We start from the raw sequence: 12,673 nt of genomic DNA on the forward strand, positions 1-12,673 counted from the left end.
ATCTCAGCCTCTTCGGTCTCCGCGATCAGCCGATATGTCACCTGCCCCAACTGGGAAACAGCACGGTTGGCACGGGCCATTGCCAGCTGCCCCGCATCATTACCTTCAATCAAAGCACGATAATTCTGATCCACCTGTGCAATGCGTGACGTCAGATACAGGGCGATACCCATCGATATGACGGCAAACAACATCAAGACAGATAAAATTTTGAAACTAATCCGAAGATTAACGAAAGACATGCCCCTACCCCGCAAAAATTCGCTCAGGAAGCGCCCTCTCTGCCAGCAGGCAGTGAGCTATGGCACCATTTGAGTGAACAGGACTGTGCCGCTTTCAAGCGACAAAAACAATAATCACAAGGAACTATATCGACTTTATTCTCAAAGAGATACGAGCAACAATTAGAAATTGCAAAATTAAAATGAAATAATCGAACCATCATCCGACCCTATTTCCCGCGTACTGGAATAAACCGTAATCACTCAAACAGTGAGACTTTTGGTGGTCAAAAAAATAAAGCAGCAGACCTAAGGCACTGCTGCTTTATTAATTTTAATACTTAATAAAATCACACGACGGGCCGGGCCGTGCCATAGGTCTTAAACTTCTCCAGCACCCGCGCCATCTCGTCCCCCGGCAGGCACGGCGGCTCCCCAATCTGCAACGCCTGCCAGTAGACCTGCGCCAGCTCCTCCACTTCCACCGTCAGCTTCAGGGCCTTGGCAAGGGTTTCCCCGGCAGCAATCATCCCATGCTGCCCCAGCAGACAGGCTTTGCGGTCATGCATGGCCTCAACCGCTGCCGCAGACAGCTCCGGCGTGCCAAACGTGGCATAGGGGGCGCACCGGATATCAGTGCCTCCGGCTACCGCAATCATGTAGTGAAAGGCCGGGATCCCCCGCCCCATCACCGCCAGCGTGGTGCAGAACGGGGCATGGGTATGGATCACCGCCCCCAGATCCGCCCGGCTGAGCAGCAGATCATGATGAAAGCGCCACTCTGATGACGGGGCACGGGTGCCTTCCACCTGCCCGTCAAACCCCATCCAGACGATATCCTGTGGCGCCAGCGCGGCGGCAGGCATCCCCGATGGGGTGACCAGAAAACCGTCACCGCACCGGACCGACACATTCCCGGCGGTGCCCTTGTTCAGGCCAAGATCGGTCAGGGACCGGGCGGTCTTGATCACTTCCGCCCGCAGATGCACTTCGCTTTCCATCACCCCTCCTGCGGATAGAGGCCACGCAGCCCGGCTTCCGAGGCCGGGCAGACACCCCGCTCGGTGATCAGGCCGGTCACCAGACGGGCCGGGGTGACATCAAAGCCCCAGTTCCCGGCAGCACTGCCTGCCGGGGTCACCGTCACGGTCTCAATCCGCCCGTCCGCGGTGCGGCCGGTCATCTGCGTCACTTCCAGCGCCGACCGTTCTTCAATCGGGATCTCTGTCACGCCGTCAGCCAGCGCCCAGTCGATTGTCGGGCCGGGCAGAGCCACGTAAAACGGCACGCCGTTGTCATGGGCGGCCAGCGCCTTCAGATAGGTGCCGATCTTATTGCAGACATCACCCTGCCGGGTGGTGCGGTCGGTGCCGACAATACAGACATCGACCATGCCGTGCTGCATCAGATGCCCGCCGACATTGTCGGGGATCACGGTGTGGGCAACGCCATGGCTGTTCAGCTCCCACGCCGTCAGGCTGGCCCCCTGATTGCGCGGGCGGGTCTCATCAACCCAGACATGAACCGGCAGCCCAAGATCGTGGAAGCGATAGATCGGGGCCAGCGCGGTGCCCCAGTCCACCGTCGCCAGCCATCCGGCATTGCAATGGGTCAGCACGTTCAGGCGTTCAGCCCCAGCCGCCCGGCGCTGATCCCACAGGGCCTTAAACACCTCCACCCCATGACCGCCGATGGCGTAGTTCATCGCCACGTCTTCATCACACAGGGCCGCAGCCTCAGCATAGGCCGCCGCCCGCCGCTGGGCCTGCGGCAGGGGGCGCAGCACCGCCAGCATGCGGTCCAGCGCCCACATCAGGTTAACGGCTGTCGGGCGGGTCCCGCGCAGCACCGCCGCCGCCAATTCCAGCCCGGCATCGGACGCATCGGTCTGCATCGCCAGCGCCAGCCCGTATGCTGCCGTCGCACCGATCAGCGGCGCCCCACGGACCCACATTTCCTTGATCGCTGTCGCAGCCTGCTGCCAGCTGGACAGGGTGATGACCTCAAACGCATGCGGCAGCTTGGTCTGGTCGATGATCTGCACAGACACACCATCATCGGCCAGCCAGATGGTGCGGGTCGGAGTCCCGTTGACCTTCATGACCGTCAGCCCCCCAGAACGCGGCCGGCAACGGCCCGCAGACGGGCCAGCACCGCCGGATCCCGGGCCTCGGGCGCGGTGATGATCGCGTGTTCCAGCGCGGTATGGCAGCCATCCCCGCAGGGGGCGGCGCGGTCCCGCACCTTCGGGGCCACCGCCTTGACCAGCGCCCGGCCCTTGTCGGCATTTTCCAGCAGCACCTTGATCACCGCATCGACGGTGACATGGTCATGATCCGGGTGCCAGCAGTCGTAATCGGTGACCATGGCCACGGTGGCGTAGCACATCTCGGCCTCGCGGGCCAATTTGGCCTCCGGCATGTTGGTCATGCCGATCACATCACAGCCCCACGAGCGGTACAGCTTGCTTTCCGCCTGCGTGGAAAACTGCGGCCCTTCCATCACCAGATAGGTGCCGCCGCGCTGATAGGGGATGCTCAGCTCCTTCAGGGCCGCCTCACAGGCATCGCCAAGGCGGGAGCAGACCGGGTGCCCCAACGCCACATGGGCAACGCAGCCGGTGGTGAAAAAGCTTTTGGTGCGGGCAAAGGTGCGGTCGATGAACTGATCGACAATCACAAAGGTACCCGGCGGCAGTTCTTCCTTCAGCGATCCGACAGCCGACACCGACAGAATCTCGGTGACACCGGCCCGCTTCAGGGCGTCAATGTTGGCGCGGTAGTTCAGCTCGCTCGGCGGGATACGGTGGCCACGGCCATGCCGGGGCAGAAACACCAGCTTCTGTCCGTCCAGCTCGCCGAACAACAGTTGGTCCGACGGCTCACCGAACGGGCTCTCCACGGTCCGCCATTCGGTCTTGGTCAGGCCGTCGATGCCATAAATGCCGCTGCCGCCGATAATCCCCAGAACCGGGGTCGCGTGCCCGTCCGCCATGATGTCCTCTCCGCCGGATGGTCGATAACTCTGCCCGATCAATACGGGAGGACACCGGACGGATCAAGGAGAGGATTGCCGCCGCCCGTCGCCTCTGGCACTCTCTGACGCATACGTCACCATCATAACGAATACGGACGCAGAGAATGAATGCCGCTACTTTCCGCCGCCTGATCAACCTGTGGCCGCCCCTGCTGTGCGCCGGGATCAGGGCTGATCACATCAGCGATGACTTCCGGCGGGTGGATGTCAGCCTGACCCTGCGCTGGTTCAACCGCAACATCAACGGCGCCCACTATGGGGGCAGCCTGTTTTCGATGACCGACCCGTGGTACGGGCTGATGCTGTTGAAAGTGCTGGGGGAAAAGGAGTTTATGGTCTGGACCAAAGACGCCAGCATCGACTACCTCAGCCCCGGGCGCGGGGTGGTCCGCGCCCGCTTTGACCTGACGGAGTCCCTTCTGGCCACAGCACGGGAACACCTGTCACGGGAAGATAAACTGGTCCATCCCTTTGATATCGACATCACCGACGCCGCCGGAACGGTGGTGGCGAAGGTCCGCAACACCGTCTACATCCGGCGGCGGATCCCGCTGGCGACCGAAACTCTGAGTGCCGCTACTGGATAATGCCGTAACTCTGCACCAGCGACCCGACCAGCAGGTGCCAGCCGTCAACCAGCACAAAGAAAATCAGCTTGAACGGCAGGGCCAGCATCATTGGCGGCAGCATCATCATCCCCATGCTCATCAGCACGCTGGCGATGGTCATGTCGATGATGATGAACGGCAGGTAGATCAGAAAACCGATCTCAAACGCCCGCAGCAGTTCAGAAATCATAAAAGCCGGGATCAGGGCCCGCAGCGGAGTTTCCTCCGGGGTATCAACCGCCGGAAGCTTGGCCATATCCATAAACAGCTGCAGATCCTTCGGGCGGGTATGTTCCAGCATGAACATGCGGAACGGCATCATCCCCCGTTCAAACGCTTCCATCTCATCAATCTGCTCGTTGATCAGCGGCTCGACCCCCTGTTTCCACGAGGCCTCCATCGTCGGCTGCATGATGAAGATGGTCATGAACAGTGCCAGACTGACCACCACCTGATTCGGCGGGGTCGTGCCGGTGCCCAGCGCGTTGCGCAGCACGGAAAACACGATCAGCAGCCGGGTGAAGCTGGTCACCATCAGAATAAAGGACGGCGCCAGCGTCAGCACCGTCATCAGCACGATCAGCTGAATGATGGTCGAGGTGGTCGATCCGCTGTTGCCCGGCCCGAGATCCAGCGAAAACTGCTGGGCAGAGGCCGCTGACGCGGTCAGCAGAAGCAGACTGCCAAGGCTGACGGCGGGCAGCAGGCGGCGGCTGAGGGTGCGGATCATCAGACAGTCGCTCCGGTGGCGGACGGGGTGGACGGCGGCGGGGCATCAGCCATCCGCACCGGCGGCGGGCTGTCCTCTTCCGGGGGCAGGGTAAAGCGGGCAACCGGACGACCGGAACTGATCACCAGATCCTGCGTGCCGCCCAGCAGCAGCAGATGTTCCTGATCATCCTGCCGGATCAGCAGCAGCTTGCGGCGGGGATCAATCTGCATCACCTCCTGCACCGACAGGCGCGGGGCGACCCCACGCGGGCCACGGGCCGTCATCAGACGCCCCCCGACCTTGCGCAGCAGGGCCGCCGTGCCAAAAATCAGCCCCAGCACCAACGCCAATGACAGAAACAGGCGCAGATAGGTATCGACTTCCATGGCACCCCTGAAACCGCTGTCCCCCGAGACCGGAGACCCCTGAAACCGGCTGCCGCCGGACAATGCCGGGCAGCAGCCCCGCATACTTGCCACGTTGCCGCCGCCCCCGCAACCGCTGAGGCACCGGCGGGACCTATACCTCGTCGCTGGTCACCGGCGGGCGGCGCGGCGGCGGGCGGCGGTATGGGTCGGTACTGCGCGGCGGGGCCTCATCCTCCGTCACCGGTGACAGCAGCAGCGGATCGGGGGCTGAAAATGTTTCCAGCAGTCCGTCATCGGCGGCATCCTCCCCTGACGGGGCGCAGGCCAGCGCCGCTTCCGGCCGCAGGGCAAGCCCGCCGAAGCGGGTGGTCAGATCCACCGTCAGCACATCCAGATCATACAGCACGGTTTCCAGATCATTGGCGGCTTCATGCCGGTACTCCACCGGCAGATCCTGCGCAATGCGACAGGCACGCCGCACCACCTGATCCAGATCGTGCAGGCTGGGCATCCGGTCTTCATTCAGGGCCCGGCGGGCCTGTACGATCACCGTTGCCACCTCGCGCATGGCCTGCCGGACCTGCGCGACCGTCGTCGGCGGCGGCACCGGCACGTCGGGATCAGGGCCCAGCAGATCAGACAGGCTGACGCTGCTGTCTTCCACCGGGGCGCGCCGTCCTGCCAGCGGGCGTGGGCGGCCCCCACTCAGGATGTCGTTCATCTTACACAGTCTCCGTGGTGCCGCACCCTGCGGCGCTGCCACCCCCTGCCTGCGGAACCGGTTGTCCCGTTTTCGGGTCCCGCAGTGTTTTTCAAATCTATCACCGGACTTAGCAAGTAACGTGCCGGACAGCCCCGGTCAGGCGGACTTTCCCGCGGTCGCCTTCTTCGGGATGAGTCATGTCTTCCCCGGCAGCAACGGTAACGGCGGACTGTGACCGGATGGTGGCACATTCTGACCGGCAAGCGGCGGAGTCAGGGGCCCGCCGGGATCAACCGCCGGGGCAGTGGCATTGGCGCGGTAGACGTAGACCAGAATTTCGGCAACGGCGGCAAAGGCTTCCGCCGGAATATCGCTGTCCAGATCCAGCACCGCCAGAATCTGCGCCAGATCGGCATCCTGCCGGACCTTGATCCCGTGGGCAAACGCCAGTTCCAGAATCTGCTCCGCCACAAACCCACGGCCTGAGGCCACCACTTTGGGGGCTCCGCCGTCCTGCCGGTCGTGATGGATCGCCACCGCAACGGCCCGGCCACCGGCAGGCCTGCCGGGACCACCCCCGCCCGGAGGATCAGCGCTGGCTTTTTCTGCCGGTGGTTTCCCCGGCTGTTTCATCCTTCCGCCCTCCGCCCTGCCTGCTCAGACGATGCTACCCGGCAATTATTTCCTCTCAACTTTGCCTGACAGTGGATTTAAGAATGTTTAAGGCAGCCGCCCTGCCGGGTTTTACTGATTTTTAAGCCCTACACCCCCATGATAGGCTTGTGCCAAAGCGGATTTTATCTGCAGTGGCACGGCAGGCCCTTCAACCGACAGGACCCACCCCGATGGACACCAGCAATCTGACCCTGTTTCAGATGGCGAAGACCAAAATGGACTGGATCGCACAGCGCCAGAAGGTGCTGTCGGAGAATATTGCCAACGCCGACACCCCGAATTACCGCGCCAAAGACCTGCGGGAGCTGAATTTCAGCCGGATGGCCACTGATGCCATCGAGCGCCCGGTCCGCCCCACGGTCACGCAGTCCGGCCACCAGACCACCACCCTGCCCTATGCCGGGCCGTTCCGCGAGGATACCACCCGCAAGACGTGGGAAACCTCCATCGACCAGAACCCGGTGGTGCTGGAAGAACAGGTGGAAAAAATGGCCCGGGGCCGGTCTCAGTATGATCTGGCGCTGAGCCTGATCCGCAAGAACATGGCCATGATCAAACTGGCCCTTGGCAGCCGCGGCTGACCGCTGACAGCCACAGGACCGGCAGAGAGATGACGAGATGGGAACGCTGACAGATGGATGATCTTTCCAAGGCGACAAGCATTGCCTCCAGCGGCCTGAAGGCACAGGCCAAGCGTGTCCGTGTCATCTCTGAAAACATGGCCAACGCCGACTCCATTGCCAAAACCCCGGGCGGCGAACCCTACCGCCGCAAGCTGGTGGTCTTCCGCAATCAGCTGAGCCGGGAGCTGGACGCCAAAACCGTGCGGGCCGACCGCACCACCCGCGACATGACCGACTTCGGCCGCAAATTCATGCCGGGCCATCCCGGCGCCGATGAGGCGGGCTATGTGACGACGCCCAACGTCAACCCGCTGATCGAAATGATGGACATGCGCGAGGCCCAGCGGTCTTACGAAGCCAACCTTCAGGTCATCAGCACATCCCGCGACCTGATGAGCAAAACCATCGAAATGCTGCGCTGATCCCCTGTTGCGGTCCGCGCCTTCCCCTGATGCCTAACGGAGTTCCCCGCCATGGCGATTAATGTTAGCAGTGCCATCAATGCCTACCGCAGTGCCGCCGCCTCTGCGACGGAGTCGATGCAGTCGTCTTCCTCGCCGAAACTGGCAGGCACCACCCAATCGGGCGGCACCGGCTTCAGCGACCTGATCAAGGACTCGCTGAAAGAAGCGGTTGCGGTTCAGCGCAATGCCGAAGAAATCAGCCTGAAGGGCATCGCCGGTGATGCCGACATGCGGGATGTGGTGCTGGCGGTCAACAATGCCGAAAACACCCTGAACACCGTGGTCGCCATCCGCGACAAGGTCCTGAATGCCTATCAGGAAATCCTGAAGATGCCGATCTGAGGATCCTGCATTCCTACCATGACCGGACACCCCGGCTGACCCGCCGGGGCCCTGAACGGCAGGCTGGACCCTAAAAGCCTGTTGACCCTTCGGGGATTCTTAAAAGCCTGTTGACCCTTCGGGGATTCTTAAAAGCCTGTTGACCCTTCGGGTCTGGCGGACCACAACAGGGCACCGGCAGCCAGCCGTCCCCCGATCCGAGATATGGCCCCGATGGAAGAAGCACAGATCCTGGATGTCGCCCGCGACAGCATTATGGTGATGATCATCATCTCGGCCCCGATCCTGATCATCGGGCTGGTGATCGGGGTCGTGGTATCGCTGTTTCAGGCCCTGACCTCAATTCAGGAAGCAACGCTGGTGTTCGTGCCAAAGATGCTGATCACCTTTGCCTCCATCATTCTGCTGCTGCCGTTCATGCTGCGCCATCTGACCGACTTCACCCGGCAGATCATGGACACCATCATCGGCCTGCCATAGGCGGCCCGGCGATGCTCTCAGAAATCCTCAATCTCAATATCTTCCACGTGCTGCTGGTGTTCGTCCGCCTCAGCGCGGCTTTCATGCTGCTGCCGGGCTTTTCGGCCCATTACATCAACATGAAGTCCCGCCTGCTGCTGGCGGTGGCGATCACCCTGATCATCACCCCGATCGTGTCGCCACAGCTGCCTGCGGCCCCGTCGCAGATGTCGGTGCTGGTGCTGCTGATCGTGCTGGAAACCTTCTACGGGGCCTTCTTCGGGCTGGTGACGCAGGCCGTGATGGGGGCAATGCATCTGGCCGGCACCTCGATCGGCCAGATGACCGGCCTGATGAATGCGATGGTGTTTGACCCGATCACGGAACAGCAGGGGGCGATGGTGGTCGGCGCCCTGTCCAACATCATTTTGGTCAGCCTGTTCGTGATGGACCTGCACCACCTGATGATTCAGGGCGTTGTTGCCAGTTACGCGCTGTTTCCGGTTGGATCGACCCCGCTGGTGGAAGACCATCTGGTCAGTTTTCTTGATATCTTTGCCCGCAGTTTTGCCATCGGCCTGCAGATGTCGGCCCCCTTCATCGTCGCCGGAATCCTGTTTCAGGTGGCGCTGGGCCTGATGGCCCGCCTGTCACCGCAGATGAACGTGTTCTTTGTCGCCCTGCCCCTGCAGATCCTGCTCGGTCTGGCAATGTTGTGGGTGGCGCTGCCCGGCCTGATTCTGATATTCCTGAGATACTTCGAGGGCACCCTGACCGCCTTCATTTTCGGGTAGCGCAGATGGCGGACGAGGACCAGGACTCCAAGACAGAAGAACCGTCTGAGCGAAAACTAGAAAAAGCGCGCGAAGACGGTCAGATCCCGATGTCACAGGAAGTCAAAAGCCTGATGATGATCACCGGGATTCTGGCATCGGTGATGATGCTGACCCCGTGGATCATGGGGCGGATGACCACCCTGCTCGGCGGGTTCCTTGGCAATGTCCATGCCGTGCGGCTGGATGTGGACGGGTTCCGCGGTGTTCTGGTCAAGCTGATGGTCGATGTCGGCCTGATCCTGCTGCCTCTGGCGGCCCTGCTGTACATTTTCGCACTGACCAGCGGCATCATTCAGGCCGGTCTGGCCTTTACCCCGAAAAAGCTGGAACCCAAACTCAGCAATATCAGCCCCCTCAGCGGGTTTAAGCGGATTTTCTCAAAAAACCAGCTGATCGAAATGGTCAAAGGGCTGGTGAAGATCATCGTCGTCGGCGTGGTGCTGAGTTTTCTGGTCGTCCCCAAGCTTCAGCATCCTGAGGTGTATTCCGAACTGGATTTCCGCTCCACGCTGAAAGATCTGTACGATCTGGTGCTGCTGGTGCTGTTCGGCACCCTGCTCAGCTTTGGTGCGGTGGCGGCGGCGGACTGGTGGTGGCAGCGGCACCGGCACCGCAGCCAGCTGAAAATGACCAAGCAGGAAGTGAAGGACGAACACAAGGACAGCGAAGGCAACCCGGAGATCAAAGCCAAGATCCGCAGCCTGCGCATTCAGAAATCCCGCCAGCGCATGATGCAAAACGTGCCGAAAGCCAGTGTGATCGTCACCAACCCGACCCACTACGCCATCGCCCTGCAATATGACATGGATGACATGGCGGCCCCCAAGCTGGTGGCCAAGGGGGTGGACAGTCTGGCCCGCAAAATCAGGGAAGTGGCGGAACAGCACGACATCCCGATTGTTGAAAACCCGCCGCTGGCCCGGGCCCTCTATGCAACGGTGGAGCTGGACCGAGAAATTCCCCCGGATCATTACAAGGCGGTGGCCGAGGTCATCGGCTTTGTGATGCGGATGAAAAAATCCGGCGGGAGGATCCCCAAACCCCGCCGGTGGGAAGAAACACCGCCCGCCCCCCCGGCTCCCTGACCGCGCCTGACAGCCCCCTCCGCCTGCCATCACTGCCCCTGAGGAACCCCTGCCCATGCTCTTCGCTGATGGCTTTGTCGCCCTGAACGGGATCATTCTGACCCTGCCGGAGGCCCTGACAGCCGCGTTTGGCAGTGGCGTGGCGCTGGCGGCAGGCGGCGGATACCTGTATGCCCGGCTGCGGACCCGGACGCTGCAGCGCAAGGCGACGCTGGCGCTGGCACTGACCGCACAGGATGACACCGCCCGGGCCATCACCGGCAGCGATGGCAGCGTTCTTGCCGCCAATGCTGCGGCCCTGCAACGCTGGCCCAACGCATCGCCCCTGACCTATCTCGAACATCTGACCCAGACCACGGCCCCGCTGACGGCGGATCTGGATGACAGCGACGAGACCGGCCCGGTGCCGGAAACCGCCGCCGATGCGCTGGCCCGCCTGCTGGCCGCCGTTCATTCCGGCACCACCGAAAAGGTCGAACTGCCGGTACAGGGGGAAAGCGGTGCCGAATGGCTGCTGGTCGAGACCCGGCCGACCGATGGCGGGGACGGTGCTGCCGGCCGTCTCTGGACTGCCACCGATATTTCCGCCCGCCGCATCATTGATGACATCCTGCGGCAGGAACGCGACGATCTGGCAGAGTTCCTGTACCTGCTGCCGGTCGGGGTCTACTCCGCCGATTCCGGGGGCCGCCTGCGCAGCGTCAACCAGCGCTTTTCTGAATGGCTGGGCTATACCCCCAAAGACCTGACCGGACAGCCGCTGTCTGCCCTGCTCAATGACGGCGAGGTCCCTGATATCGAAGGGGCGTGGCGGGGCGAACTGAGCTTTGTTGACAGTCACGGCCGCCCGTTTCCGGCACTGGTGTTCCAGACCACCTATGACGACGGGGGCGAAACCCTGACCCGCAGCGTGGTCGTGCGTGAGGCCCTGAGCCCGGCGCAAAGTGCCCCGGCGGAAGATCACCGCTACCGCAGCCTGTTCGACAACGCCCCGGTCGGGCTGTGCGTGCTGGACCCCGACGGCGTGATCACCGACTGCAATACTGCCTTCGAGGCCCTGTGCGGCCACAGCCGCGCCGACCTGATCGACGGCACCCTGACCGATCTGCTGACCGAGGAAGACCGCGCCGACGGACAGGAGCTGTTTGACAAAACCCTGATGGAACAGGGCCCCCCGGCCCAGCGGGAGGTGCGCTTTGCCGCCAACCCGGATAATGCCGCCATGCTGCGGTTCCATCTGCTGGAAGGCGATGCCGTGGTCGCCTATCTGATTGACACCACCGCCCAGCGCAATCTTGAGGCCCAGTTTGCACAGGCCCAGAAAATGCAGGCGATGGGCCAGCTGGCCGGTGGGGTTGCCCACGACTTCAACAATCTGCTGACCGCGATGATCGGCTACTGCGACCTGCTGCTACAGCGGCACGGCGCCGGGGATCCTTCCTTCGCCGACATCATGCAGGTTAAGCAGAATGCCAATCGTGCGGCCAATCTTGTCCGTCAGCTTCTGGCCTTTTCCCGCAAGCAGCCCCTGAAACCCCGCCGCCTGACCGTCACCGATGCCCTGTCGGAACTCAGCCACCTCCTGCGCCGCCTGCTGGGCGAAAGCGTGCGGCTGGATCTGCGTCACGGCCGTGACGTCGGCAACGTGCGGGTCGACCCCGGTCAGTTCGATCAGGTGATCATCAATCTGGCGGTCAACGCCCGCGATGCCATGAGCGGCGGCGGCTGCCTGACCATCTCCACCCGGCAGGAACAGCTGGAAACCCCGCTGGAACGCGGAGCGGAAGTGATCCCTCCCGGCCCCTATGCCGTCATCACCGTCACCGATACCGGTGTCGGCATCCCGCGTGAAAATCTGGGCCGGATCTTTGAGCCGTTTTTCTCGACCAAAACCGGCAGCATCGGGGCTGGCACCGGCCTTGGCCTGTCCACCGTTTACGGCATCATCCGCCAGACCGGCGGTTTCATTTTTGTCGATTCCCGCCTGAACGACGGTACCACCTTCACCATTTATCTGCCGCGTCTGGATGACATGGCCGACGCGTCGGAGCCGGTGGTACGGGCAACCGATGATCCGGTGCTGACCGCCGCGCTGGTGCCGCCACCGTCGGACAGTGCCGACCTGACCGGGGGCGGCACCATCCTGCTGGTGGAGGATGAGGATCCGGTCCGGGTCTTCGCCGCCCGCGCCCTGCGGAACAAAGGCTATACGGTGACCGAGGCCCGCACCGGGGAACAGGCCCTTGACCTGCTGGCAGAAAATCCGGCGATTGATCTGCTGATCACCGACATGGTGATGCCGGGAATTGACGGGGCAACACTGGCCCGCACCGTACGGGCCGACCGACCGGGCCTTCAGGTGATCCTGATTTCAGGATACTCGGAAGAGGCCGCACGGGGAGAAATCGCCGACTCGACCGATTTTCACTTCCTGCCCAAGCCATTCAGCCTGACCCAGCTTGCCGCAAGGGTCAAAGCCCTGCTGGCCCAGAACGGAAGTGGCGGAAGCGGCGGAAGCAGCGGAGGTGAAGGCTGACCGCC

Annotated in this window: 15 protein-coding genes; 8 read left to right on the top strand and 7 right to left on the bottom strand. The window is 62.5% G+C overall.

The annotated features are described in order from the left end of the window. Positions 1-571 precede the first annotated feature (571 nt). Genes G365_RS0109780 through G365_RS0109790 form a run of 3 tightly spaced genes read right to left on the bottom strand, consistent with a single transcriptional unit; the run spans position 572 to position 3,215 of the window. The gene (locus tag G365_RS0109780) at positions 572-1,222 is read right to left on the bottom strand and encodes a class II aldolase/adducin family protein (protein ID WP_019645343.1); all 651 of its coding nucleotides are present in this window, start codon (positions 1,220-1,222) and stop codon (positions 572-574) included. After that, positions 1,222-2,322, bottom strand: coding sequence for an S-methyl-5-thioribose-1-phosphate isomerase (gene mtnA / locus G365_RS0109785; RefSeq protein ID WP_019645344.1), 1,101 nt, complete (start codon positions 2,320-2,322; stop codon positions 1,222-1,224). The genes G365_RS0109780 and mtnA overlap by 1 nt, the downstream gene beginning before the upstream one ends. Before the next feature lie 5 nt (positions 2,323-2,327). Next, positions 2,328-3,215 (bottom strand): S-methyl-5'-thioadenosine phosphorylase, encoded by an 888-nt coding sequence (locus G365_RS0109790; RefSeq protein ID WP_019645345.1) that lies wholly within the window; start codon positions 3,213-3,215, stop codon positions 2,328-2,330. Between the two features lie 146 nt (positions 3,216-3,361). On the opposite strand from G365_RS0109790, the gene G365_RS0109795 reads away from it, so the two are divergent. Beyond that, positions 3,362-3,844: a DUF4442 domain-containing protein gene (locus tag G365_RS0109795; protein ID WP_019645346.1), complete on the top strand. Its 483-nt coding sequence runs from the start codon at positions 3,362-3,364 to the stop codon at positions 3,842-3,844. Here the strand turns inward: G365_RS0109795 and fliP are convergent. From fliP to G365_RS21015, 4 genes are all read right to left on the bottom strand, one after another. Continuing rightward, positions 3,834-4,595 (bottom strand): flagellar type III secretion system pore protein FliP, encoded by a 762-nt coding sequence (gene fliP, locus G365_RS0109800; RefSeq protein WP_019645347.1) that lies wholly within the window; start codon positions 4,593-4,595, stop codon positions 3,834-3,836. The genes G365_RS0109795 and fliP overlap by 11 nt on opposite strands. Beyond that, positions 4,595-4,963 carry a flagellar biosynthetic protein FliO gene (locus tag G365_RS21010; protein WP_019645348.1) on the bottom strand — a complete coding sequence of 123 codons (369 nt, stop codon included), beginning with the start codon at positions 4,961-4,963 and terminating at the stop codon, positions 4,595-4,597. Before G365_RS21010 ends, fliP begins: the two co-directional genes overlap by 1 nt. 133 nt (positions 4,964-5,096) lie before the next feature. Beyond that, positions 5,097-5,666 carry a hypothetical protein gene (locus G365_RS0109810; RefSeq protein WP_019645349.1) on the bottom strand — a complete coding sequence of 190 codons (570 nt, stop codon included), beginning with the start codon at positions 5,664-5,666 and terminating at the stop codon, positions 5,097-5,099. A gap of 177 nt (positions 5,667-5,843) precedes the next feature. After that, positions 5,844-6,281 carry an EscU/YscU/HrcU family type III secretion system export apparatus switch protein gene (locus G365_RS21015; RefSeq protein ID WP_019645350.1) on the bottom strand — a complete coding sequence of 146 codons (438 nt, stop codon included), beginning with the start codon at positions 6,279-6,281 and terminating at the stop codon, positions 5,844-5,846. 212 nt (positions 6,282-6,493) lie between these two features. Here G365_RS21015 and G365_RS0109820 point away from each other — a divergent pair, with 212 nt between their 5' ends. The 7 genes from G365_RS0109820 (at position 6,494) to G365_RS21020 (ending at position 12,668) form a co-directional block, all read left to right on the top strand. Continuing rightward, positions 6,494-6,904 carry a flagellar basal body rod protein FlgB gene (locus G365_RS0109820; RefSeq protein ID WP_019645351.1) on the top strand — a complete coding sequence of 137 codons (411 nt, stop codon included), beginning with the start codon at positions 6,494-6,496 and terminating at the stop codon, positions 6,902-6,904. 53 nt (positions 6,905-6,957) lie between these two features. Further along, positions 6,958-7,368 (top strand): flagellar basal body rod protein FlgC, encoded by a 411-nt coding sequence (flgC, locus tag G365_RS0109825; protein ID WP_019645352.1) that lies wholly within the window; start codon positions 6,958-6,960, stop codon positions 7,366-7,368. A 51-nt stretch (positions 7,369-7,419) separates the two neighbouring features. After that, positions 7,420-7,752, top strand: coding sequence for a flagellar hook-basal body complex protein FliE (locus G365_RS0109830; RefSeq protein ID WP_019645353.1), 333 nt, complete (start codon positions 7,420-7,422; stop codon positions 7,750-7,752). A 213-nt stretch (positions 7,753-7,965) separates the two neighbouring features. Continuing rightward, entirely contained in the window at positions 7,966-8,232 is a 267-nt protein-coding gene (gene fliQ / locus G365_RS0109835; RefSeq protein WP_026345237.1) for a flagellar biosynthesis protein FliQ, read from the top strand. Between the two features lie 11 nt (positions 8,233-8,243). After that, complete coding sequence (gene fliR, locus G365_RS0109840) at positions 8,244-9,005, top strand: flagellar biosynthetic protein FliR (protein ID WP_019645355.1); 762 nt, start codon at positions 8,244-8,246, stop codon at positions 9,003-9,005. Positions 9,006-9,010: 5 nt separating this feature from the next. Further along, a complete protein-coding gene (gene flhB, locus G365_RS0109845) occupies positions 9,011-10,132 on the top strand; it encodes a flagellar biosynthesis protein FlhB (protein WP_019645356.1) in 1,122 nt (373 codons plus the stop codon). 55 nt (positions 10,133-10,187) lie between these two features. Next, entirely contained in the window at positions 10,188-12,668 is a 2,481-nt protein-coding gene (locus tag G365_RS21020) for a PAS domain-containing protein (RefSeq protein WP_019645357.1), read from the top strand. Positions 12,669-12,673: the final 5 nt, after the last annotated feature.

It is taken from the genome of Novispirillum itersonii subsp. itersonii ATCC 12639, assembly GCF_000381985.1.
In the GTDB taxonomy this organism is placed as follows: domain Bacteria; phylum Pseudomonadota; class Alphaproteobacteria; order Rhodospirillales; family Rhodospirillaceae; genus Novispirillum; species Novispirillum itersonii.